The organism is Bacteroides parvus, from assembly GCF_017309675.2.
Lineage (GTDB): Bacteria > Bacteroidota > Bacteroidia > Bacteroidales > Bacteroidaceae > Bacteroides > Bacteroides uniformis.
Genome location: NZ_CP084680.1, coordinates 3819212 through 3842002, shown reverse-complemented (window position 1 = coordinate 3842002; position 22791 = coordinate 3819212). Strand labels below are relative to the sequence as shown.

The 22791-nt window shown below is 49.0% G+C and carries 22 protein-coding genes; 20 read left to right on the top strand and 2 right to left on the bottom strand.

Annotation, left to right across the window (positions count from 1 at the left end; translation table 11 throughout):
* Positions 1-49: 49 nt before the first annotated feature.
* The 10 genes from JXR92_RS15810 to JXR92_RS15765 all read left to right on the top strand — a co-directional run bounded on the left by JXR92_RS15810 (position 50) and on the right by JXR92_RS15765 (position 11951).
* Positions 50-2065, top strand: a complete 2016-nt coding sequence (locus JXR92_RS15810) for a TonB-dependent receptor plug domain-containing protein (RefSeq protein ID WP_138345603.1) — start codon at positions 50-52, stop codon at positions 2063-2065.
* Positions 2066-2118: 53 nt separating this feature from the next.
* Positions 2119-3237 carry a YncE family protein gene (locus tag JXR92_RS15805; RefSeq protein ID WP_138345601.1) on the top strand — a complete coding sequence of 373 codons (1119 nt, stop codon included), beginning with the start codon at positions 2119-2121 and terminating at the stop codon, positions 3235-3237.
* 5 nt (positions 3238-3242) lie between these two features.
* Complete coding sequence (locus JXR92_RS15800) at positions 3243-4376, top strand: ABC transporter substrate-binding protein (RefSeq protein ID WP_138345599.1); 1134 nt, start codon at positions 3243-3245, stop codon at positions 4374-4376.
* A gap of 73 nt (positions 4377-4449) precedes the next feature.
* Positions 4450-5478, top strand: a complete 1029-nt coding sequence (locus JXR92_RS15795; RefSeq protein ID WP_087331922.1) for an iron ABC transporter permease — start codon at positions 4450-4452, stop codon at positions 5476-5478.
* A 233-nt stretch (positions 5479-5711) separates the two neighbouring features.
* Positions 5712-6974, top strand: a complete 1263-nt coding sequence (locus JXR92_RS15790; RefSeq protein WP_057281693.1) for a carboxypeptidase-like regulatory domain-containing protein — start codon at positions 5712-5714, stop codon at positions 6972-6974.
* A gap of 51 nt (positions 6975-7025) precedes the next feature.
* Positions 7026-7577: an RNA polymerase sigma-70 factor gene (locus tag JXR92_RS15785; protein WP_009038152.1), complete on the top strand. Its 552-nt coding sequence runs from the start codon at positions 7026-7028 to the stop codon at positions 7575-7577.
* Positions 7574-8434, top strand: coding sequence for a FecR family protein (locus JXR92_RS15780; RefSeq protein WP_138345597.1), 861 nt, complete (start codon positions 7574-7576; stop codon positions 8432-8434). Before JXR92_RS15785 ends, JXR92_RS15780 begins: the two co-directional genes overlap by 4 nt.
* Positions 8431-9984: a carboxypeptidase-like regulatory domain-containing protein gene (locus JXR92_RS15775; protein ID WP_138345595.1), complete on the top strand. Its 1554-nt coding sequence runs from the start codon at positions 8431-8433 to the stop codon at positions 9982-9984. The genes JXR92_RS15780 and JXR92_RS15775 overlap by 4 nt, the downstream gene beginning before the upstream one ends.
* Positions 9985-10103: 119 nt before the next feature.
* Positions 10104-10280, top strand: coding sequence for a DUF4250 domain-containing protein (locus tag JXR92_RS15770; RefSeq protein WP_005832662.1), 177 nt, complete (start codon positions 10104-10106; stop codon positions 10278-10280).
* 72 nt (positions 10281-10352) lie between these two features.
* Positions 10353-11951, top strand: a complete 1599-nt coding sequence (locus JXR92_RS15765; RefSeq protein ID WP_138345592.1) for a ClC family H(+)/Cl(-) exchange transporter — start codon at positions 10353-10355, stop codon at positions 11949-11951.
* Here the strand turns inward: JXR92_RS15765 and JXR92_RS15760 are convergent.
* Positions 11948-13315, bottom strand: a complete 1368-nt coding sequence (locus JXR92_RS15760) for a TrpB-like pyridoxal phosphate-dependent enzyme (protein WP_117600403.1) — start codon at positions 13313-13315, stop codon at positions 11948-11950. The two genes, JXR92_RS15765 and JXR92_RS15760, sit on opposite strands and share 4 nt — an antisense overlap.
* Before the next feature lie 133 nt (positions 13316-13448).
* Here JXR92_RS15760 and JXR92_RS15755 point away from each other — a divergent pair, with 133 nt between their 5' ends.
* Complete coding sequence (locus JXR92_RS15755; RefSeq protein ID WP_138345590.1) at positions 13449-15278, top strand: TrkH family potassium uptake protein; 1830 nt, start codon at positions 13449-13451, stop codon at positions 15276-15278.
* 5 nt (positions 15279-15283) lie between these two features.
* Positions 15284-15970, top strand: coding sequence for a potassium channel family protein (locus JXR92_RS15750; protein WP_117966878.1), 687 nt, complete (start codon positions 15284-15286; stop codon positions 15968-15970).
* A 50-nt stretch (positions 15971-16020) separates the two neighbouring features.
* On the opposite strand, the gene JXR92_RS15745 is transcribed toward JXR92_RS15750, so the two are convergent.
* On the bottom strand, positions 16021-17529 hold the full coding sequence (locus JXR92_RS15745; RefSeq protein ID WP_138345588.1) for a DUF3843 family protein: 1509 nt from the start codon (positions 17527-17529) through the stop codon (positions 16021-16023).
* Between the two features lie 295 nt (positions 17530-17824).
* Between JXR92_RS15745 and JXR92_RS15740 the strand changes: the two genes are divergently transcribed.
* The 8 genes from JXR92_RS15740 to JXR92_RS15705 all read left to right on the top strand — a co-directional run bounded on the left by JXR92_RS15740 (position 17825) and on the right by JXR92_RS15705 (position 22771).
* Positions 17825-18445 carry an HU family DNA-binding protein gene (locus JXR92_RS15740; RefSeq protein ID WP_117966884.1) on the top strand — a complete coding sequence of 207 codons (621 nt, stop codon included), beginning with the start codon at positions 17825-17827 and terminating at the stop codon, positions 18443-18445.
* The gene (locus tag JXR92_RS15735) at positions 18405-18716 is read left to right on the top strand and encodes a MarR family transcriptional regulator (protein ID WP_117976735.1); all 312 of its coding nucleotides are present in this window, start codon (positions 18405-18407) and stop codon (positions 18714-18716) included. The genes JXR92_RS15740 and JXR92_RS15735 overlap by 41 nt, the downstream gene beginning before the upstream one ends.
* The gene (locus JXR92_RS15730) at positions 18649-19353 is read left to right on the top strand and encodes a 4Fe-4S dicluster domain-containing protein (RefSeq protein WP_117966886.1); all 705 of its coding nucleotides are present in this window, start codon (positions 18649-18651) and stop codon (positions 19351-19353) included. The genes JXR92_RS15735 and JXR92_RS15730 overlap by 68 nt, the downstream gene beginning before the upstream one ends.
* Positions 19354-19570: 217 nt before the next feature.
* Positions 19571-20452, top strand: a complete 882-nt coding sequence (locus JXR92_RS15725; RefSeq protein WP_370528659.1) for a formylglycine-generating enzyme family protein — start codon at positions 19571-19573, stop codon at positions 20450-20452.
* Positions 20453-20742: 290 nt separating this feature from the next.
* Positions 20743-21222 carry an HU family DNA-binding protein gene (locus JXR92_RS15720; RefSeq protein WP_138345586.1) on the top strand — a complete coding sequence of 160 codons (480 nt, stop codon included), beginning with the start codon at positions 20743-20745 and terminating at the stop codon, positions 21220-21222.
* A gap of 126 nt (positions 21223-21348) precedes the next feature.
* On the top strand, positions 21349-21576 hold the full coding sequence (locus JXR92_RS15715) for a DUF4248 domain-containing protein (RefSeq protein ID WP_005831704.1): 228 nt from the start codon (positions 21349-21351) through the stop codon (positions 21574-21576).
* Positions 21577-21712: 136 nt separating this feature from the next.
* Positions 21713-22162 carry a DUF4890 domain-containing protein gene (locus JXR92_RS15710; RefSeq protein WP_005832642.1) on the top strand — a complete coding sequence of 150 codons (450 nt, stop codon included), beginning with the start codon at positions 21713-21715 and terminating at the stop codon, positions 22160-22162.
* Positions 22163-22222: 60 nt separating this feature from the next.
* A complete protein-coding gene (locus JXR92_RS15705; protein WP_005831701.1) occupies positions 22223-22771 on the top strand; it encodes a DUF4738 domain-containing protein in 549 nt (182 codons plus the stop codon).
* The last annotated feature ends 20 nt before the right edge of the window (positions 22772-22791 follow it).

Here is a 22791-nt window from a genome sequence, read left to right as displayed (position 1 = left end):
AGGAAAGTGGGCAGTGCGCAAATGGTTTAAGATAATCTTCATTTATTCTATGTCAGGAAGGACTAAGGTACTACTGGTCTGTGCTGTTTCAGTGGGTGCAAGTATATTCCGGCTCTCTGCCCAGGAGGTGGGAGGAGATACGATTACAGGGAAAGTGCATCAGATAGAGAAAGTGACAGTGACAGCACGCAGGTCGCCCAATAAAGTGACTTCTGCCGTACCCATACAGACGATGTCACGGCAGGATATCAGCCAGCTGGGAATACAGAATATGGCAGATGCTGTGCGCCGTTTTGCCGGAGCCAATGTAAAGGACTATGGAGGCATTGGAGGACTGAAAACGGTTTCCATACGCAATATGGGAGCAGCCCATACAGCTGTCAGTTATGACGGGGTGGCGGTGAGCAATTGTCAGGCAGGGCAGATAGATATCGGGCGTTTTTCGCTGGACAATGTTTCCATGCTTTCGCTCGCCATCGGGCAGTCGGAGGACTTGTTGCAGTCCGCCCGCTTGTATGCGTCGGCCGGTGTGCTGGGCATAGAGACGGAAAAACCTCATTTTGATGACGGGCGCAATGCCGCTTTTCAGGCACGGGTGCGCGGAGGGTCGTTCGGCATGGTCAGCCCCTCGTTGCGCTGGTGGCAGAAACTGGGCAGCCGTACACGCGTGGCGGTAGATGCCGCTTATATGAGGGCGGACGGTAATTACCCTTTCACGCTGGTCAATGGAAAATACGTGACGGAAGAGAAACGTAATAACACCGGCATCTATTCCTGGCAGGGCGAAGCTACCCTTTATCATACTTTCAAGGATGACAGTGAACTGGATGTGAAGGGTTACTACTTCTATTCCCGTCGGGGACTTCCAGGGGCGGTTACGCTCTATAATCCCCTTTCCGATGAAACGCTTTGGGATGAGAATACTTTTGTGCAGGCACGTTATAGGAAGCATTTTTCGCCCCGATGGAGTCTGCAGGCACAAGCAAAGTATAATCATGGCTGGAACAAATATAAGGATGAGGGTAAGGAATATACCAACGGATATTATCGGGAAAATCACCGGCAAGACGAATATTATATTTCCGCGACCGTTCTCTACCGTCCTTTGGAAGCTTTGACCCTTTCGTTGGCGCAGGACGGGGTGATAAACAAGTTGCGCAACAGTTTGCCGGAATGTCCTTTCCCCACAAGATATACTTCCATCAGTGCCTTCAATGCACGCTACCGGCAAGGATGGCTCACGGCCACGACCTCGCTGGTGCATACCGCCACTTCGGAGCATGCCGAGAAAGGTACGGTCCCCGATGACTTCCATCGTTTTGCCCCCTCTTTATCAGTCAGTATGCAGCCTTGGCAGGACGAGTCGCTGTATTTCCGGTTGATGTATAAGAGTACGTTCCGTCTGCCCACTTTCAACGACCTCTATTATTACCGGCTGGGCAACCGCAATCTGCGACCCGAGAAGGCAGACGAATATAATGTCGGTATCACATGGAGCAAATCCGGATTGTCTGTGTTCGATTATATCTCCGTTACGCTTGACGGTTACTATAATAATGTGACGGATAAGATTGTGGCTTTTCCCACCACCTATGCGTGGAAGATGGCGAACTACGGCAAGGTGCATGCCGCAGGTGTGGATGCCACTTTGGCGGCAACCGTTCCATTGACGGAGAAAATAAGACTGATTATGTCGGGCGGATATACATGGCAAAAGGCCATTGACCTGACCGATTCCGACGCGAAGAACTATAAGGACCAATTGCCTTATACTCCTCTTCATAGCGGAAACGCGTCCGCCATTGTAGAAACGCCGTGGGTGAATGTGGGCTACTCGGCGGTAGGAGTGGGAAAGCGTTACTATTTGTCGCAGAACATTCCGGAAAATGAGATTGAGGGCTATCTGGAGCATACGATGAGCCTCTCTCATGAGTTTGTTTTGGGCGGTTGCCGGCTTCTGTTGCAGGCCGAGATTATAAATCTGACCGATGAGCAGTATGACGTGATAAAATATTATCCTATGCCGGGCCGTTCGTGGCGGTTGACGGGTACTTTCAAGTTTTGAATAATCTATTTATGAACAATAAAAACTAATTATAAACAATAACAACTGTAATTATGAAAGTAAGAAGTTTATTATTCGGTATGCTCTGCATGCTTGCTTTGGGTGCCTCTTTGGCATCTTGTAGTGACGACGATGACGATTCTCTGGATGACGGCGGGTCGAAGGTGACACTGCCGCAGACGCGTGTCTATATTCTGAACGAAGGCTCTCAAGGAGCCAACAATGCAGGACTTGCTTTTTATGCACCCAATAAGGATGCGGATTTTATCAATGATATCTACAAGACCCAAAACAATGCCAAGTTGGGTGACCTTGGTCAGAGCATGATTGAGTATGAAGATGAAATATATATAGCTGTAAGCGGTTCCAATTATCTGACCAAGCTGAATGCTGCAGGTGTGGAGTTGAAACGTGTTTCGTTTGTAGATGATAATGACCTCAGTGCTGGTATTCGCTATATAGACGCTGAGGATGGATATATCTATGCTTCCTTCTACGGAGGGGCTGTGGCTAAAATCAATGCGAAAACGTTGGAGGTAGTGGATAAATTGACCGGACTTGGTGACAATCTGGAAGGTGTGGCAATCTGCGAGGATATGCTGTATGTGGCGAATAGCTGTACTGCTGATTGGAGCACTCGGCACACTGACGTAAAGGTGATAGATTTGCGCACTTTCAAGCTGAAAGAGCAGTTGACGGTAGGTTTGAACCCCAATGCTTTGATTGAAGAGGATGATAAAGTCTTTTTGATTTCATGGGGCAATTATGGCGATGTTGGCTATTCATTGCAGATGATAGATCCTGCTGCCAACAATAAGGTGACGGAATTAGGCAGTGCCACCCGTATGTGTGCTGCTGATGATATCTTATATCTGGTGAATTCAATGACGGACTGGAATACTGAACCATATACAACAGTCAACACTTTCTTTACTTATAACATCAAGACCGGGCAGATGAATAATGCTTCTTTTCTCAAAGACGCCCCTGCCGAACTTGCTTCAAGCACGTTGTACATGTTGGAAGTAAACGAAAATAACGGTGATATTTATATCGGTACTTCCGAGTTCACAACGAACGGTACCATCTACCGTTTCAAGAAAGACGGTACATTTATCGAGAAGTTCGATGCAGGAGGCATCAATCCTAATTCCGCTATCTTCTTTAATTAATATCAATGAAAAGAGGCTGCTTTTTTATCAGTATATTCGCAGTCTTGCTTCTTTTCTCCTGTGGGGGAAGGGGCAAGACTGCCTCTATTTTGGTCAACGGTGACACCATTCCCTTACGTTATGCGGAGAATCTTACCTTAGTGTCCTATCCCGGCTATACCCTTGCCACCTTGCGCAATCCTTGGGATACGTTGCACACGCTACATACCTATATACTGGTCCCGAAAGACCGCGAACTCCCGGCACATCTTCCGGCAGGTACTGTGGTACGTACCCCGCTCTCCAAATCAGTTATCTACTCTTCCGTCCACTGCGGACTGATGGATAATCTGGGTGTGTTTGGTAGTATCGGCGGCGTCTGCGACTTGAAGTACATCAAGCTACCCGCCGTGCACAAAGCCTGCCGCCGGGGCGCCATCGTCGATTGTGGCGACGGCATGAATCCCGACATGGAGCGCATCATTGACCTGCACCCCGATGCCATCCTGCTCTCTCCGTTTGAGAACAGCGGCGGTTATGGCCGTATCGAGAAACTGAATATTCCCATCATCGAATGTGCCGACTACATGGAAACCTCCGCTTTGGGACGTGCCGAGTGGATGCGTTTCTACGGACTGCTCTTCGGGGCTGCGCCACAAGCTGACAGCCTTTTTGCCGAAGTAGACAGTTGTTACCAACGACTCAAGATGCGTGCGCAACTTTCATCCACCTCGTTCTCCGTTGTCAGTGAGTTGAAAAGCGGCTCGGCATGGTACGTGCCGGGAGGGCGCAGCACCATAGGAAGGCTTTTTCAGGATGCTTGCGGGCGTTACGCCTTTGCCGACGATACCCACAGCGGTTCTGTTCCTCTGGCTTTCGAGACCGTTTTCGACAAGGCGGGCGATGCCGACGTCTGGCTGGTGAAGTACAACCGCGACCGCGACATGAGCTATGCTGATTTGGAGGCGGATTATATCGGCTACACCGGTTTTAAGGCTTTCAAGACCCGGAATGTCTATGGTTGTAATACGGCGAAAGTTCCTTTCTACGAGGAGACTCCGTTCCGTCCCGATTATTTGTTGTCCGACCTGATACAGATTCTGCATCCCGAAATAGGAGATTTGGGAGGCTTGCGCTATTTTTGCAGACTGAAGGAGTGATGAACACAGAGATACGGAATTTTTGTGAAAGTAATAGAAAACTCTGTGCCTCCGTGTGCTAAATAATGTAACTATGAGTAAAGGCTGGAAATATGGTATCGGGTTGGGAGTAGTCATCTTATTGTTGTTTGCGGGCAATCTGCTGGTGGGGTCGGTTTCGATTCCGCCTGCCGATGTTTTCCGTATCCTGCTCGGTGGAGAGGGGGAGAAGGCAAGCTGGAGCTTCATCCTTTGGGAATCCCGTTTGCCCCAAGCGCTGACGGCGCTGCTTTGCGGTGGCGCATTGGCTGTCTGCGGACTGATGTTACAGACGGCTTTCAAGAATCCGCTGGCAGGACCATCCATTCTGGGCATCAACGCCGGGGCAAGTCTGGGAGTGGCCTTCGTCATGCTGCTGTTTGGCGGCAGCATCACGGCAGGGGCGTTCAGTCTGTCCGGCTTCTTCTCCGTGCTGCTTGGCGCATTTATCGGAGCCATGCTGATTATGGCACTTATCCTTTTCTTTTCCACGCTGATAAAGAGCAATATCATGCTGCTGATAACGGGTATCATGATAGGTTACATCGCCTCTTCGGCTATTGCCCTGCTGAACTTCTTTGCTACGGCAGAGGGGGTGCAGTCCTATATGATATGGGGGCTGGGCAACTTCGGTGGAGTTTCCCTACAGCAGATGCCGGCCTTTGCGCTGGTCACCATTGTGGGACTGTTCGGCTCATTATTGTTGATAAAGCCCCTGAACGCCTTGTTGCTGGGAGAGCGCTATGCCGAAAATCTAGGTGTAAATATCCGCCGTGTGCGCAACTGGCTTTTGATTATCACCGGGCTCTTGACGGCTGTCACCACCGCCTTCTGTGGCCCAGTCGCTTTTATCGGTCTGGCCGTGCCGCATGTGGCCCGCATGATATTGGGGACAGCCAATCACAATTCCCTATTGCCGGTCACCATCCTGAGTGGCGGTGCAGTGGCACTGCTTTGCAACTTGATTTGCGTCTTGCCCGGCGAAGCGGGTATTATCCCCTTGAATGCCGTCACGCCCATTATCGGTGCGCCGGTCATCATCTACGTTATTCTGAGCCAGCGGAAGCCCCAACAATTCAACTAGGCTATTGCCAACAGCTTGACAAGTTTTTGCCTTACTATTGGCAAGACTTTGCCACCGCGTTGGCAAACTTTTGCCATAGGCATGGCAAAGTTTTGCCAAACCTATGGCAATGTCTTGGCAAAATTTCTCTCTGATTATCAACGTGCTACTTTTTTTGTATTTTTCTCTCCATTCCATAGGGTTTTATCTTCCTCACCGCTCTTATTAATAGAAACCCCTTAAAAACATGCCTTATGAAAAACTTTGTAGGATTTACACTTGGGTGTTTGTTTGCATTCTTATCTTCGGGTATCACCCCGTTGATGGCGCAGGACGCGGCAGTGAACGAGCTCGTCATCACCGGTACGGTCAAGAACAAGGACAGCAGGAAGAAACTCGAAAACGTGAACGTCTCTGTTGTCGGCAACAATATCGGAACGGTGACCAATGCCGACGGCACATTCTCCTTGAAAGTAGCGGAAGCGGAAGCTTTCCGTGGACTGGAAGTCTCCCATATCGGCTATCTCACTACACACCTCTCTCTGGAAGAACTTGAAAAAAAGGGCGGGCTGACCATCTGGATGATACCGGCTCCCAATCTTTTGAGCGAGATTGTGGTCTATGGCAATAATCCCCGCGTCATAGTGGAAGAGGCCATCAAGAAAATTCCAGTAAACTATTCTGGCAATGACAACATGCTGACCGCCTTCTATCGGGAAACCGTGCAGAAGCGCCGCCGCTATATCAGCGTGTCCGAGGCAGTGATGGATGTCTATAAGACGGATTATAACTCCCGCGATGTAGACCGCGACAAGGTGCAGCTGCTGAAAGGCCGCCGCCTGCTGAGCCAAAAGCAGAGTGACACGCTGGCTGTGAAAGTGGTGGGAGGCCCCAATTTGTCCCTTTATCTGGACATTGTGAAGAATGGCGATGCGCTGTTGAGCACGGACAATCTGGACTATTATGAATTCCGTATGGAGGACCCCGTCAATCTGGATAACCGCATGCAGTATGTAGTCAGCTTCCGTCCGCGGGTCAGCCTGATGTATGCCTTGTTCATCGGGAAACTGTATATAGACTACGAACGGCTCTCCTTTACACGTGCCGAGTTTGGCCTGGACATGGCAAACCGGGTGAAGGCAGTGGAGGCCATTCTGCATAAGAAGCCCGTCGGCTTGCGGTTCCGCCCGCAGGAAGTCGCCTATCTGGTGACTTACAAGCAGCAGGGGACCAAGACTTACCTGAACTATATACGGAATGTCATCCGCTTTAAATGCGACTGGAAAAAAAGACTGTTCTCCTCCAGCTACACCGCTTTCTCCGAAATGGTGGTGACCGACAGGACGGAAAGCCCTCTCTCCGGCATCTCCAACAAGAACACCTTCAAACGGAAGCAGGTATTCTACGACCTGGTGGATGAGTATTGGAACGAAGACTTCTGGAGGAACTACAATATCATAGAACCTACGGAATCCCTGGAGAATGCAGTCAATAAATTGCGGAAACAATCCAATTGATTATCTGATAGTTTTCCTTATATTTGGAGCAACCGAGAAAAAACACCGTGTATGCTGGACGAACTGATGATACTGGCCAGAATAAAGGAGGGCGATATAAAGGCGTTCGAAGGAATCTTCCGCCGGTATTATTCCCCTCTTTGCTGGTATGCTGCGGGCATCACGGGTGATACGGCGTCTGCCGAGGAAATTGTGGAGGAGCTGTTCTACGTGCTGTGGAAGAACCGGGAGCGGTTACAAGTATTCCAGTCCGTGAAAAGCTATCTCTACCGTTCTGTGAGAAATGAAGCCGTGCAGTTTTGTGAGCATCAGGAGGTCAAGGAGCGCTATCGGGCATCTGTCCGTACGGAGTCCGGGCCGGGCTATTCGTCCGACCCCCACGCGCATTTGGAGTACGAGGAACTCCAGACCCTCATCCGGCATACGCTCGACAAGCAGCCCCGGCGCCGGCAGCAGATTTTTAGGATGCACCGCATGGAGGGGAAGAAATATGCAGAGATTGCCTTGTCGCTTTCGTTGTCCGTCAAGACGGTGGAAGCGGAAATGACCAAGGTACTCCGAACCTTACGAAACGAAATTGATAATTATATCCGGACACAATGATGGAAGTAGATAAAAAGAAGACAAGGACCGACGAGGCATGGGTACGGCTTTATGCCCGCTTCGAAACGGACTGCCTGCTGCCGGCAGATGCGGAACACGCTCCGGCAACGCACCGCAGGCTTTACCTCAAGTGGGGGAGCGTTGCGGCAGCCGTGATTGCCGGAATCGTATGTTTTGCCGCATGGTGGGCCGTACCGGAACAAGGTGGGGACAGTCGTAGCTTGCTGACGGAGGAAAACCGGGAGAAGCCCACACTGGTCAAGACCCTTGAAGACGGTTCGGTGGTATATCTGGCGCAGGAAAGCACGCTGAAGTATCCCGAACATTTTGCGGAAGACAAGCGGGAAGTGAACCTGCAGGGTGAAGCCTTCTTCGATGTGGCAAAGAAACCCGAGCAGGCTTTTACGATTGAGACGGCGAGGGTGCGTGTGGAGGTACTGGGCACGGCTTTCAATGTCAGGAGCAATGAAGGGCTCCCCTTCAGCTTGTCCGTGAAGCGCGGGAAGGTGAAGGTGCTGCTGAAACAAGAGGAACAGACGGTCTTTGTAGAGGCGGGAGAAACGGTTATCTTGCAGGGGGGCAGTCTGCTCGTCAGCGAGACGGAGAATCCGGAGCTCTTTGACCGCTACACCAGCAACATCCGTTTCAAGGACGAGTGCCTGGAGGATGTGCTGCGTGCCATCAATAAGGAGTCTGCCGGCTGGCAGATAGAAGCCGCGTCACCAACCCTGGGCAAACGGCGGCTGACGGTCGAATTTTCGAATAACTCCCCGGAGTCTGTGGCCGAGCTGATATGCTGGACGTTCGACTTGAAGTGTACACGTCAGGGCAATAGACTGATATTGTCGGAACAATGAATTCAATGAAATGCTTCATTCTCCATTTGCCACTCTTCATTTTCTTCCTGGCAGGCAGTGCAAGAGCGGACGGAGGCGATGTGCTGGACCGCATCGTCCGGCTGCCTGGAATGAAGGGAACGGTTTATGCGCTGTTGGGGAAAGTCTCGGAGCAGTCCGGCTATCTGTTTATCTATGATAGTAAGGTCATCCATAACGACTCAGTGGTGAGGGTCAGGAAGCAGGAGTGTTCCGTGAGGCAGGCCATTCATAGGATAACCGGCAGCCGGAACCTCGAATTGAAGGTATTAGGCAACCATATATTGATAACACGGGCGGCAGAAAGGAAGAGTATGGAAGAAACGGTACCCCTGCCGCCCCGACCGGCATATTCCACCATTGCCGGAATCCTGCTGGACAAGGAGACGGGAGAGCCCGTCGTCAGTGCGTCGGTCATCGCACAAGGAACCTCACTGGGTAACATTACCAACCAGAACGGTGAATTCCGGCTCAACCTGCCCGACTCGTTGAGGCGCTGCATGCTCTCCTTCTCCCATCTGGGTTATGTGGGGCAAACGGTGGAAGCCTCTGCTTTGGAAGGACGCAGCAATGTCCTGAGCCTTGAGCCGAAAGTCATTTCCTTGCAAGAAGTGCTTATCCGCTTGGTGGAGCCTAAAAAGCTGCTTCGCGAGATGATAGAGCACCGGGATAGGAACTGCTCCACTTCTCCGGTCTATCTGACCACCTTCTACCGGGAAGGTGTACAACTGAAGAACAAGTTCCAGAGCCTGACGGAGGCCGTTTTCAAGGTCTACAAATCACCGACGATGGAACCCGGACAGAAAGACCAGGTGAAACTGCTCAAGATGAGCAAGATAGATAACCGGGAGCAGACGGACAGTGTGCTTGCCAAAATCAGCTCCGGGGTGGAGGCATGTCTGCAGTTGGACATCATGAAGAATCTTCCAGACTTCCTCTTGCTGGAATCCGGCGAGGAACTTTATACCTATACTTCGGGTGACATCGTATCGGTGGACGACCGTACTGCCAACGTCGTCTACTTTGAGCAGAAACGTGGGGTAAAGGAGCCTTTGTTCTGCGGAGAACTCTATATAGACTCGGAGAACAGCGCCTTGCTGCGTGCCCGCTTCGAAATTCATCCCCGGTATGTGAAGGCCGCCACACGGCTTTTCGTGATACGCCAGGCTCCGAAAATCAGGCTGACAACGGAGAAACTTGTCTATACCGTCTCATACAAACCCTGGAACGGTACCTATTATGTCCACCACATCCGTGGCGACCTTTACTTCAAGATGAAGAGAAAACGCATGCTCTTCAGTAATCCCACTCTGTATACCTGGTTCGAGATGGTGACCTGCCGGATTGACGGGGAGAACGTGACGCGCTTCCCGCGTGCGGAACGGTTGCCGGTGCATACCGTCTTCTCTGAAACCAACTTCAAGTATGATGCCGATTTCTGGGGCGACTTCAATGTGATTCCGCTGGAAGAGGAGCTTGGAAAGATCATCGAAAAGGTGTCCCTGAAGATAGAGCAGACGGAAGCTCCGTAAACATGGCCCTCAATCGTTTGCGGTGGGTAGGTTGTATATTCTACACTAAAATTATCTCTATTTTGTTTTTTTATTGTAATTTTGTCCCCGGTATTAGTTTAAATTTAAAGATTGTAACTATGAGATTACCTGAGGACCCGGTGATGCTGTACAGCTTCATCAACATGAAACTGCGTGATTTCTATCCTTCGCTGGACGCGCTCTGCGAGGATATGAACGTAGAGAAAGAGGACATTGTACGAAAATTGAAGCTCGTGGGATTTGAGTATAATCCTGCAAAGAACAGATTTTGGTAAATAATGTTTCTGTATAAAACAACTCCCGTTGCTTGTTGTTGTAAAGCGCAAGTTAACGGGAGTTGTTTTGTTATGGAACTATGGGATAAGGCAGAACGTCTTTGGACGAGGGTCAAGAACTGGAAAACAGTACGCGGCTGGCACATCTGGAAGTTGAAGCTGGTGGATGCCCGGTTGTATTTCGTCAGCATGTTCGTCGGTTTGCTGACGGGACTGGTCGCTGTGCCCTATCACTATCTTCTCTATTATCTGTTCCACCTCCGCAGTGGTTTCTTCGCTTCGCATCCGGCCTGGTACTGGCACATTCCACTCTTTCTGTTTTCTTGGGGCATTCTCGTCTTCGTCATGTGGCTCGTGGGGAAAATGCCGCTTATCGGTGGGGGAGGTATTCCGCAGACACGCGGCGTGATTAACGGGCGCATCACTTACCGGCATCCTTTCATCGAGATGGTATCCAAGTTTGTAGGGGGCATTCTGTCCTTCTCGGCGGGGCTGTCTTTGGGACGCGAAGGGCCTTCCGTGCAGATAGGCTCTTATGTGGGTAGCCTGGTATCTCGCTGGACCCATATCCTGAAAGGCGAACAGAAACAGTTGCTGGCAGCCGGGGCGGGAGCGGGGCTCGCTGCGGCTTTTGCAGCGCCACTGGCTTCCTCGCTCATTGTAATAGAATCCATTGAACGCTTCGATGCCCCTAAGACGGCCATCACTACCTTGCTGGCGGGTGTTGTGGCAGGAACCGTGGCAAGCATGGTCTTTCCTGTGAATCCTTACCATCTGATAGAAGTAACGGAACCGGTTTTCGCCTTCTTTGTCCAGATGAAGTATTTCTTGATATTGGCGGTGATTGTCTCCGTATGCGGGAAGTTCTACTCCTCCACCATGAATGCTTTCAGGCATGTGTATGCCAAAGTCAATTCTCCGGCGTATGTCAAGATGTTCTATCTGGTGCTGGTGGCCTACATCATTTCGCTGATGCAGGTCAATCTGACTGGAGGCGGGGAGCAGTTTCTGCTGGCCCAGGCACAGAACGGCAGTACGCAGATTATGTGGGTGACGGCTGTCATGTTGCTGCATTTCGTCTTTTCCGTTTTCTCTGTCTCTTCCGGATTGCCGGGCGGCAGTTTCATTCCGACGCTGGTTACGGGAGGGTTGTTGGGACAGATTGTCGGTCTGGTAGGAGTGAGGTACGGTGTCATCGGGCAAGAGAATGTCAGTTATATCATGCTTGTTTCCATGTCGGCTTTTCTGGTGGCCGTGGTCCGTACACCGCTCACGGCCATTGTGCTGATTACGGAGATTACGGGGCATTTTGAGGTCTTTTACCCTTCGGTGGTGGTAGGCGGGCTGACTTACTATTTTACGGAACTGCTGCAAATGAAGCCTTCCAATGTCTCCCTCTATGAAGATATGATTCATGCTCCTTATTTTAAGGAGGAGAAGCGCTATACGCTTTCGGTGGAGATTATGACGGACTCTTATCTGGATGGGAAACTGGTGGACGAACTTTCCCTGCCGGAGCGTTGCGTCATTATCAATGTGCATCGGGATGGAAAAAACTTGGTCCCCGCAGGAACTCGTTTGATTCCGGGGGACCAGGTACAGATTAAGATGGACTCGCAGGACATAGAGAAACTCTATGAACCGCTTGTCAGTATGGCGAATATCTATTAAGCCAGATTGCCTATCTCGTCCAGATTCTTCTGGATGTCGGCATCCGTCAGCTCGTAATTCACTAAATCGCCGGACAAATACTTGTCGTAGGATGCCATGTCGATAAGTCCGTGACCGGAAAGGTTGAACAGAATCACCTTCTCTTCACCCGTTTCCTTGCATTTGTTCGCTTCGCGGATGGTGGCGGCAATGGCATGGCAGGACTCGGGGGCGGGGATGATGCCCTCTGCTTGCGCAAACAGACAACCGGCGTCGAATGATTCGAGCTGCTTGATGTCCACCGCTTCCATATAACCGTCTTTCAGCAGTTGTGATACGATGACACCTGCACCGTGATAGCGTAGGCCGCCGGCATGGATATTGGCAGGGGCAAAGTTGTGTCCCAGTGTAAACATGGGCAGCAACGGAGTGTATCCAGCCTCGTCTCCGAAGTCGTATTGGAATTTGCCGCGTGTCAGCTTCGGACATGAGGCGGGCTCGGCAGCGACAAAGCGTGTTTTCTTTCCTTCGAGGATGTTGTGGCGCATGAAGGGGAAAGCGATACCGCCAAAGTTGGAACCTCCTCCGAAGCAGGCGATGACGGTGTCGGGATATTCACCTGCCATTTCCATCTGCTTTTCGGCTTCCAGTCCGATGACGGTCTGGTGCAGGGCCACGTGGCTCAATACGGAGCCGAGGGTATATTTGCAGTTGGGAGTGGTCTGTGCCAGCTCTATGGCTTCGGAAATGGCTGTTCCCAGCGAGCCCTGATAGTTGGGGTGGGCGGTCAGTATATCTTTTCCGGCGCGGGTAGACATGGAGGGAGACGGGGTAACCTGCGCACCGAATGTCTGCATGATGCTGCGGCGGTAGGGCTTCTGCTCGTAACTGATTTTCACTTGATAGACAGCAGCTTCCAGCCCGAAAAGGCGGGCGGCATATGCCAGGGAAGCTCCCCATTGTCCGGCACCGGTCTCGGTGGTCACGTTGGTCACTCCTTCCTGCTTGCAATAGTACGCCTGCGGGATGGCGGAGTTCAGCTTGTGCGAGCCCATCGGGCTGACGCTCTCGTTCTTGAAGTAGATATGTGCCGGTGTGCCGAGTGCTTTCTCCAATCCATAAGCGCGCACCAGCGGAGTGCTGCGGTAGTATTTGTACATTTCGCGGACCTCTTCGGGGATTTCAATCCACGCGTCGGTCTGATTCAGTTCCTGGCGGCAGAGTTCCTCGGCAAAGATAGGATACAAGTCTTCTGCTTTCAGCGGTTGCTTGGTGCCGGGGTGAAGCGGCGGCATGGGCTTGTTCACCATATCGGCTTGTATGTTATACCAGTACTGTGGGATTTCCTCTTCCGGGAGAATGAATCTTTTCTTTTTGTTGCTCATAGTGGTTAAAATTATTAATAATTCAATGCCCAAATGTAGCTATTATTTTTGAACCAATTTCTTTTTCCTTTTGTTTTTTGTATATCAAGGTATATTTGTCTAAGTTTGCCGCGTTTCATTAATCGATGCATTTATGAAGATTTATCATAAATTCCTTTTGTATCAAAATAAATGGATTCACCCTTACGTACGGATGACAGTGGGAGTAATGACTTCCATCACTTATTTGGCCTCCATCCTGCTGATTGTCGGCGTGGTCTATGAGCATGGCTTTACGATTTCAGAGGTCGAGGCGCATCAGCTCCAGCGCTTGTATCATGGGGTGTGGATTGTTTTTCTGGCAGACGTCACTCTGCGCATTTTGCTGGAATACAAGGATACCCGTCGCACGTTCAGTAAGCTCACTTGGATACTGACCATTCTGCTCTATCTGACCCTTATTCCGGTCATTTTCCATCGTCCGGAGGAGGAGGGCGCCATCTTGCAGTTCTGGGAATTTCTGCATGGCAAGGCCTATCACCTTGTCCTGCTGCTGGTGTTTTCCTTTTTCAGCCTTTCCAACGGGCTGGTACGGTTGCTGGGGCGGCGTACGAACCCTTCGCTTATTTTGGCTGCCAGCTTTCTGATAATCATAATGATAGGCACGGGGTTGTTGATGTTGCCGCGCTGCACGGTGAACGGCATATCGTGGGTCGACTCGCTATTCATATCCACCAGTGCGGTGTGCGTCACGGGGCTGACGTCTGTCGATGTGGCGTCCACTTTTACCCCGACCGGTTTTGTGGTAATCATTCTGCTGATTCAGATAGGCGGTCTGGGAGTGATGACACTGACGAGCTTTTTTGCCATGTTCTTCATGGGTAATACCTCATTGTACAATCAGTTAGTGGTGCGCGACATGGTGAGTTCCAATTCCTTGAATTCTCTGCTCTCCACCCTGGTCTATATTCTGGCCTTTACGCTGGTGATTGAAGGAATAGGGATGCTTGCCATCTGGGGAGACATCCACGGGACGATGGGGATGGACCTTCAGGAAGAGCTGGCTTTTTCCGCTTTTCATGCCATTTCCGCTTTCTGCAATGCGGGATTCTCCACGTTGCCCGGAAATCTGGGCAATCCGTTGGTGATGACGGGGCACAACCCGTTCTTCATCTATATATCTCTGCTGATTATTTTGGGGGGTATCGGTTTCCCCATCCTGGTGAATTTCAAGGATATTATTCTTTACCATCTGCGTCGTCTGTGGCACTTCCTGCGTACGTGGCATTGGGATGGCAGGCGTTTTTACCATCTGTACAACCTGAATACAAAGATTGTACTGATAGTCACCTTCCTGCTGTTGGTGCTGGGCACGGTGGGCATTGCTGTCTTTGAGTGGAATGCCGCTTTTGCCGGCATGTCGGTGGCAGACAAGTGGACGCAGGCGTTTTTCAATGCCACGTGTCCCCGTACGGCAGGCTTTACCAGTGTGGACTTGGCAGGCTTGGGGGTACAGACATTGCTTATATATCTGTTTCTGATGTGGGTGGGAGGCGGTTCACAGTCTACGGCAGGCGGTATCAAGGTAAATGCCTTTGCGGTAGTGGTGCTGAATCTGGTGGCTGTGTTGCGCGGCACGGAACGGGTAGAGGTGTTTGGCCGTGAGCTGTCACACGATTCTATCCGTCGTTCCAATGCCACGGTGGTGATGTCGTTCGGCGTCTTGTTGCTGTTTATTTTCATCATCAGCATTCTGGAGCCGGGTACGTCGCTTTTGGCCATTACCTTCGAGTGTGTGTCGGCATTGAGCACGGTGGGGTCCAGTTTGAACCTTACCCCGCAGTTGGGAGACGACAGCAAGCTGCTGGTGGCACTGCTGATGTTTGTGGGGCGTGTGGGACTGATTACGCTGATGCTTGGCATCATCAAGCAGAAGAAGCATACGAAGTATCAGTATCCGAGTGGTCAGATTATAATCAATTAAATAAGATGAAGTATATTATTATCGGTTTAGGGAATTATGGTCACGTGCTGGCAGAAGAGCTTTCTGCATTGGGACACGAAGTGATAGGTGCGGACGTGAGCGCCGGTCGGGTAGATAGTCTGAAGGAAAAGATTGCTACAGCCTTTGTCATCGATGCGACGGACGAGCAAGCGCTGTCCGTGTTGCCGCTGAACAGTGTGGACGTGGTGATTGTTGCCATCGGCGAGAATTTCGGTGCATCCATCCGTGTAGTGGCTTTGCTGAAGCAGAAGAAGGTGCAGCATATCTATGCCCGCGCCATTGACGCTGTCCACCGTTCCGTGCTCGAGGCCTTTGAGCTGGAACGCATTCTTACTCCCGAGGAGGATGCCGCACGCGGACTGGTACGGTTGCTGGAATTCGGTGCCGATATGGAGACCTTCCGCGTGGCACCGGATTATTATGTAGTCAAGTTCACTGTTCCGGACAAGTTCATTGGCTATTATGCCAACGAATTGAATCTCGATAAGGAGTTTGGCCTGAAGATGCTCGCCTTGAAACGTGCCGAGACTTTGAAGAATTGCCTGGGCATCTCGTATGTGGAACACAATGTATTGAACGAACTGCCGGAAAATGACCAGATACAAGCCGGCGACCAGTTAGTGTGCTACGGACGGTATAAGGATTTTCAGAAGTTCTGGAAAGCACTATGATAATTGGTAGTTGGAAATGTGTCAAAAGTGGTATTCACCCCCATTTTCAACTAATCAAAGTCTTTCTCCCGACACCGATAATGGAAATAATCAGTCAGGAAGTGTGCATTCTTGCGTATGAACTCTTGCCCGTATTCTTTTCCTTGCAAACTGTTCAGATAAGCATCCGGAAGCATGCCTTCGTCTTGCAGGATGCAACTCAATTGGTAGGGGATAATGTCTGGGTTGACGATGAACATAATGGCGTTTTTCTCTGCTTCCTCCTTATTATAATTGGAGTTGTCCGGAGATTTGATGCATTCGCACAGCTTGAATTGGATATGTAGGCCGGTGTGCGGGTTGGCCATCAGCATGGCTCCGGTTTCTGTATGTATGCGTGGTATGTTCAGGTCTTCTTTCAAGCCGTATCCCATCTTGTTCAGCAGAAAATCAGAGATTTCCTCTTGCGATTGGCAGAATACAAAAGATTTCCCGCCGGATGCTTTTATGAAATCATGGAATGTAGCCTTTTCATTCGTTTTTTCTTTCTGTTTCGTCAAGTCGTCCACATATTCCGCTATTTTCTGGTCGTACTTGTTTTCGAGAAGCATGCCGCACTGCCACCATGCATTGCCAAAATAAATCAGTTCGCAGATAAGGGTGCTTTTCCCTACTTCTCTGCTACGGATAGCTGAGAGGTTCAAGGACTTCTTGGTTATCTTGAATTCGCCTTTGTCTTCACTACACAAATCTCTGACATACAGATACTCGCCGTCTTCTTTCTCCAGCAGATAGCAACTGTTTTCCCGTGCCTTCACCTTGCCCCAAAGCTGATGTTCGGGATGGGCTTTTCCGATGAGAGCCAGCCATTCCGGTGAGGTCAGCGACAGCAGGTTGCGGCGCCCTTTGAACGTCAGTGAGGTGCGTGTGGCATATATGAGGGTCTCTGCCATTTCGGGAGTAATCTTTTCATCATCCAGCAACCGTTCAGCTTCGTCCCGGTATTGGGCGACATTTTCGATGTTGAAGTAGCATTGGTAGTGAAACCAATCCAGTATCTCCCGGTAGCGGAAGAAGTCTTCTTCTTCCATGGCAGAGTGGTATAGAAATTCCTGCATCCTTTCATTTTCGGGAGCGGTTTCGTATTCCTCTGCAAGCAGTCCGTATATCTTTTGTGCAGTCTGCTCTATTCCGGGATTCTCGGGGTTGATGGCGCTTATTCCCCGGCATAGATATTGTATATGGTGCCAAAGCAGAAAGCGTATGTCCTCCAGATTGATTTCATCCGGAAAATAATCGCCTTTGATGGGGTAGAAGGGCAGATAGCTTCCGTATCGCTTCCGGCACTCGGCAGTGAATGCCTGCCAGATGCCGGTCTGGGAGATGACGTCCTCAAACCATGCGGCGAGGCAGAGGCTTGTATAGCGTATGTTTTCCTCTTCTTCGAAGGCGTCGGCTATCGTTGAAGAATAAAGTCTTTTGTGGATTTCGTTTGCAATGCCGACGTAGTACTGGTCAACGCTGTTTGTCTGCTTGTAAGGATGCAGTTCCAACCATTCTTTGGGATATATTTTCTTCATGACTCTAAAGTGAGTTTGGTGTGTGTTTTTTATATGTTTCATTTCCGGCGTAAAGATATGTTTTTTATGGGAATTTTTTTGCTTTCCCTCCTTTCGATTAGTATATTTGTATGCTACTATTAAATCGTTCCATCGTGTGGGAAAAATCGTTCCACCATGGTGGAACGATTTTTCTTCCGTGGTGGAATGATATTTTCTCCATGGTGGAACGATTAAAGAATAGCATTTCTTCTCCTTAATATGCCAGGGAAGAAGAAAAAACGGAATTACAGAACCATTTAAAAACAGAATATATATGAGTGCGTATTACGACCTTTTCGAGAAACCCGACGTCCGCCAGACCGGCGAGCAACAATCCCTTTATGCCCGCTTTGTCCCCAAGGGCACCATCGACCGCAAGGAATTTATCGAGCGTGTACATCTTTTCACCGGTCTCAGCCGCAGCCTGCTGGAAGGAGCGATGGCAGGCTTTATGGACGAGTTGCGCGACTGCCTTGCCAATGGCTGGACGGTGGAGCTGGGCGAACTGGGTTACTTCACCCCCTCTTTGAGTTGTACCTGCCAGGCGACGGACAAGAAAGAGCTTCGTGCCGCTTCCATCGCTTTGCGCGGTTTGAATTTCCGTCTGGGCAGGGAGTTCTATAAAGATTTAAAAGGAAAGATGCAGTTGGAGCGTTGTCCGCAATCGGCATCGGCGCCTGCTTCGTCTGCCGATGAGGCGTTGGGCGTGGAGCAGCGCTGGCAGTTGCTGGATGAGTATTTGCAGCAATATCCCTGCATCAATCGTTCCCAGTATGCACGGCTGGCAGGACGTAGTTATAAGCAGGCGGTTGTCGATTTGAATAGGTTTATAGAAGAAGGGGTACTGATGAGGCATGGGATGGGGCCGAGTGTGGTGTATGCCAGAAAGAGGTAAAATTCAAGATGTGTATTTGCATCCGAATCGAAATGCAAAGGACATATCCCGTGAGCTCAATATGGATAAAGGGCTGTTATCCCGCATATTGAAAAAGCTGGAGGCGAAAGAATACATATATAGGGAGAAGGCAACGAACGACAATCGTATGGAGTTCGTAAAAGCTTACAGAACATGGAGAAGAAATTTACCATACGTTGAATATGGCCGCGAACCAATCCGTCGAAGAGATATTTGCAGGATTGGACGAAAGCCGGATTCAAGAAAATAGAGCTTCACAACAGCTTTTACGAGTTAAGGGAGACGGTTCTCCTGCCATTATCGTTTGCTCCTATGGGAACAGAGATTATGAAGATATGCTTGTCGAGCTTAAAGATTTGCTGACTGCCAACGGGTTTAGAATCGTGTCTGCCGCCGCATTCATTGCCCGACACTCAGTATTCAGAAATGTCGCATCCGAACGTCCCGATATGGAAGACAACCGTATAGTCGATGATTTCGGTTGCAAGTCATGGCAGCTTCTATCGGGCATTACGGATACGAGTGCGATACCGGATATAAATATTAGGGGCAGCAGACTTTATCGGGATATACTGCAAGTTCCGCTTTATCCTACGGGGGACGACACATGCATTGATTGTAAAAAATGTGTCGAGGAGTGCCCGACACATGCCATTGCGTCGGAGAACCCTATAAAGACAGATGAAAGTCAATGTATTTCATGTGGAAGGTACATTGCCCTATGTCCTGTCGGTTCACGAAACTACCACTATCCGTTTTTCGGAAAAAAGAGTTTGGAGTTTGCAAGCGCAAATTCAGAGAGAAAAGAACCTGAACTTTTTTATGCTGTCTATTTGGATTTGTGTTATATGGGGATTGGCGTCTATGCGGAAAAAGAGAATTGTTAATAGGGAACCGGGAATTTAAGTTTAATCCGGTAAACGGGTACATATCAGGCACATGTTTTGCTAATGAGGTATATTGTAGTATTTAGACAGGGAGCATCTGAAATGATTTTTCAGTATCGGAATAAATTTTAAAAATAATTTCCGTATATTTGAGTTGTGATAGAATATCCATTAAAGATAGTAATAAGCAGTTTACTAAAGTTAGAGATAAAGGCTTATGCGGAATTTTTTTTTAAATATCAACGGAATAAACAATCTGATGCTTGCTTTTGTGCTGAGTTGTGCAATGGCATGTACCCCCGACAAATCCGAACAAGAACCAAATCTGACCAAAACTTTTACCGTAAACGGTGAAAATTTTGAAATGGTTCTGGTGGAAGGCGGAACCTTCATGATGGGAGGTACAAAGGAGCAGGGAAAGGATTGCGAAGAGAATGAAAAACCGGTACATGAAGAGAAAGTGGATTCTTTCTATATAGGAAAATATGAAGTGACTCAAAGATTGTGGAATGCCGTAATCGGTAGCGAACACAACCCTTCCTTTAATACCGGATGCGATGATTGTCCGGTGGAAGGTGTAAGTTGGAACGATGCACAGGTATTTGTCACCAAATTGAGTATCCTCACGAAGCAACCTTTTCGTCTGCCCACCGAGGTGGAATGGGAATATGCTGCCCGTGGCGGCAGGCAGAGCAAAGGATATAAGTATAGTGGCAGCCATCATATAGACAAGGTTGCCTGGTATATTGACAATTATCAGAAAAACAAATCCGGAGATAAAGGCACTACGCATCCGGTTGGTATGAAGCAGCCAAATGAATTGGGACTATACGACATGAGTGGAAATGTGTGGGAGTGGTGTGAGGATTTATATACCAAGGAATACGAACAAAATGGCAAGTCCGTCCATTCGGGCTGGCCTTTTGAGGGGACACATCTCTATTTCCGCCATGTACTGCGTGGTGGAAGTTGGGGAGGAACAGCCAAAGGGTGCCGTGTGTCCTACATTGATTACGATATGGGAACGTATCGTGATGAATATGGCGGTTTCCGTATAGCTCTTGGCATCAGCCCTGCACAAGTCTCTGAAGAAAAATAATCCATCAAGTATCCCCCCCAGCCATAAAGGTAAAGTTAGAGCTGATAAACTGAATGAAAGAAGCATCTCCGATAATATTTCTCAAAGTTTTTTTACTCCTTGTTTATCAGCTCCTTTCTCCTCCTCCAATATCCTTTTTTATCCTACGAAAACCTCCTTAAACCTCCGTTAAAGCACCACCCCGTTTTCTGCCCGTTGTATCTTTGCATCGTGGTCACAAAGAAACTGGTTTTGCAGACTGACGAGCGAACAAGACCGACTTTTATTAATCAACTTAAAATTAAAAAACTATGGCTTTGAATTATGAAGTAAAAAAGAGAGTATTCGGTTTTGACGAGACAAAAATGGAAAAGTACGTGGCGCAGATGAAAACTTTGGGTGTGGTAGGTTTTAAGGATTTATGCGACGAGGTTTCCAAGATAGGCATGGCGCCTCGCGGTGTGGTGAAGCTGGTGCTGGACGGATTGATCGACACCTTGAATATGGATATCAACAAGGGATTTTCGGTACAGCTGGGTGAGTTCGGCTGTTTCCGTCCCGGCATCAACGCCAAGAGCCAGGACAAGCTGGAAGATGTGAAGGCAAGCACGATTTATCGCCGCAAGATTATCTTCACTCCGGGCTTCTACTTTAAGGACATGCTGACCCGTGCCAGTGTAGAGAAGATGGATTGGTCGGGCAACGGCACCGTTTCTGGTGGGGGTAGCTCCAAACCAAATCCGGATGGCGGCGGTTCCGATGGCGACCAGGGAGAAAATCCGTTAGGATAAACATTCTGTAAATAAGGAGAATATGAACTTTCTCAGAAAAAGGTTCATATTCTCCTTGAAATACTTGACTTCGCTTTTTGAATATCGTATCTTTACATCAATCATTGAAAAATCAGACAAACTGCTATGGAAACAGAAAATGGCTTTCGTATCACGACTTATAAAAAGAAAGATTTGGCATGCCTCTATTGCCCCAATGCTACTGCACGTTGCGCCATCCGCACCCTGACGCGGTGGATAAAACGGAATCACGAGCTGTATGAAGCCTTGGCGCATACCGGCTACAATGTAAGGACACGGACATTCATGCCGAAGCAGGTGAGTCTTATCGTACAGTATCTGGACGAACCTTAATATTCTTTTCAACCTCATTTATTATGTTAAAGCGGGAAGTTGCGGTTAAACTTCCTGCTTTTGTTTTTGTCATAGATACGTTGCAACACAATAGGTATAACTAACATAAGGTATTAATTAAAAAAAGAGAAAAATGATGAAAAGAATAGTTCTGATATGGATGGCCGCCTTCCTGATGGGTGGCATGGCAATGGCACAACATGCCCGCCACAGTGATAAAATGCCCGAACCGAAAGTCCGTGCCGAGCGCATGACGGAACGGATGGTGAAAGAGTACTCCTTGAACGATACGCAGAAACAACAACTGCTGGAGGCAAATCTAGCATTGGTTGAGAAAATGGGAGATATGCCGATGCATCGTGCCAAAGCACACAAGCATCATAAGAGAGATGGCAAGCGCCATCAATTGACGGATGAGCAACGCGCGCAGAAAAAAGCGGAGATGGAAAAGAAGCGTGAAGAGATGAAGACTGCCCGTATTGCTTATGATTCACAACTCCGGAAGATTATGACGGAAGAACAATATGCTGCATACAGCAAGAAAGTGCAGGATAGAAAAGCAAAAATGGAATCTAAAAGAAAATAAATTTTCTATTGCATTCAATTTGTACTATTTTTGTCCGGTCAACTACTAAAAAACAGAACGATGAAGAATATAGTCTATATTTTAGTGTGTGCATCGGTCATCTTCTTCACTGCTTGTTCGTCGCAAGACAAGAATAAGAAAGACGGTACGCAGGTATTGATGCAGGATAGTACAGAAATTGCCGGCCCACAGCGCATGCAGGTGTCTGATGTAAAAACATCCTTTACGTATAAGGGAAAAGAGTATCAGTCTTCTGTAGTGCGCCGGCCGGATGAATCTCTGCCGATAGTGAAAAACGAGCAGGGGGAGAAATTTGTGGATAACCGTATCACCTTGCGCATCACGTGCGGCGGGAAGCAGGTGGTGGATAAAGTGTTCACCAAAGATAATTTTGCTTCGTTGGTGGATGCCAAGTTCATGAAGTACTCTATTCTTGAGGGGCTGGTCTATGACAAGACCACTCCGCAAGGAATCATATACGCGGCCAGCGTCTGCTATCCGCAATCCGACCTTTATGTTCCCATCAGACTGACCATTACGGCTGACGGGAAAATCTCCATGGCAAAAGAAGAACTGATGGAGGATTATCAGACAGACAGCATTGATTAGTGGATAGTTTTCCAGATTGT

What these genes read in the sequence shown, in the direction of transcription:
- JXR92_RS15720 (WP_138345586.1), top strand. Translation starts at nt 20,743, where the DNA reads ATGGCTTTGAATTATGAAGTAAAAAAGAGAGTATTCGGTTTTGACGAG.
- JXR92_RS15810 (WP_138345603.1), top strand. Translation starts at nt 50, where the DNA reads ATGTCAGGAAGGACTAAGGTACTACTGGTCTGTGCTGTTTCAGTGGGT.
- JXR92_RS15715 (WP_005831704.1), top strand. Translation starts at nt 21,349, where the DNA reads ATGGAAACAGAAAATGGCTTTCGTATCACGACTTATAAAAAGAAAGAT.
- JXR92_RS15780 (WP_138345597.1), top strand. Translation starts at nt 7,574, where the DNA reads ATGATGGAAGTAGATAAAAAGAAGACAAGGACCGACGAGGCATGGGTA.
- JXR92_RS15775 (WP_138345595.1), top strand. Translation starts at nt 8,431, where the DNA reads ATGAATTCAATGAAATGCTTCATTCTCCATTTGCCACTCTTCATTTTC.
- JXR92_RS15755 (WP_138345590.1), top strand. Translation starts at nt 13,449, where the DNA reads ATGAAGATTTATCATAAATTCCTTTTGTATCAAAATAAATGGATTCAC.
- JXR92_RS15740 (WP_117966884.1), top strand. Translation starts at nt 17,825, where the DNA reads ATGAGTGCGTATTACGACCTTTTCGAGAAACCCGACGTCCGCCAGACC.
- JXR92_RS15785 (WP_009038152.1), top strand. Translation starts at nt 7,026, where the DNA reads ATGCTGGACGAACTGATGATACTGGCCAGAATAAAGGAGGGCGATATA.
- JXR92_RS15760 (WP_117600403.1), bottom strand. Translation starts at nt 13,315, where the DNA reads ATGAGCAACAAAAAGAAAAGATTCATTCTCCCGGAAGAGGAAATCCCA.
- JXR92_RS15730 (WP_117966886.1), top strand. Translation starts at nt 18,649, where the DNA reads ATGGCCGCGAACCAATCCGTCGAAGAGATATTTGCAGGATTGGACGAA.
- JXR92_RS15745 (WP_138345588.1), bottom strand. Translation starts at nt 17,529, where the DNA reads ATGAAGAAAATATATCCCAAAGAATGGTTGGAACTGCATCCTTACAAG.
- JXR92_RS15770 (WP_005832662.1), top strand. Translation starts at nt 10,104, where the DNA reads ATGAGATTACCTGAGGACCCGGTGATGCTGTACAGCTTCATCAACATG.
- JXR92_RS15790 (WP_057281693.1), top strand. Translation starts at nt 5,712, where the DNA reads ATGAAAAACTTTGTAGGATTTACACTTGGGTGTTTGTTTGCATTCTTA.
- JXR92_RS15800 (WP_138345599.1), top strand. Translation starts at nt 3,243, where the DNA reads ATGAAAAGAGGCTGCTTTTTTATCAGTATATTCGCAGTCTTGCTTCTT.
- JXR92_RS15725 (WP_370528659.1), top strand. Translation starts at nt 19,571, where the DNA reads ATGCGGAATTTTTTTTTAAATATCAACGGAATAAACAATCTGATGCTT.
- JXR92_RS15805 (WP_138345601.1), top strand. Translation starts at nt 2,119, where the DNA reads ATGAAAGTAAGAAGTTTATTATTCGGTATGCTCTGCATGCTTGCTTTG.
- JXR92_RS15765 (WP_138345592.1), top strand. Translation starts at nt 10,353, where the DNA reads ATGGAACTATGGGATAAGGCAGAACGTCTTTGGACGAGGGTCAAGAAC.
- JXR92_RS15705 (WP_005831701.1), top strand. Translation starts at nt 22,223, where the DNA reads ATGAAGAATATAGTCTATATTTTAGTGTGTGCATCGGTCATCTTCTTC.
- JXR92_RS15795 (WP_087331922.1), top strand. Translation starts at nt 4,450, where the DNA reads ATGAGTAAAGGCTGGAAATATGGTATCGGGTTGGGAGTAGTCATCTTA.
- JXR92_RS15710 (WP_005832642.1), top strand. Translation starts at nt 21,713, where the DNA reads ATGAAAAGAATAGTTCTGATATGGATGGCCGCCTTCCTGATGGGTGGC.
- JXR92_RS15735 (WP_117976735.1), top strand. Translation starts at nt 18,405, where the DNA reads ATGGGATGGGGCCGAGTGTGGTGTATGCCAGAAAGAGGTAAAATTCAA.
- JXR92_RS15750 (WP_117966878.1), top strand. Translation starts at nt 15,284, where the DNA reads ATGAAGTATATTATTATCGGTTTAGGGAATTATGGTCACGTGCTGGCA.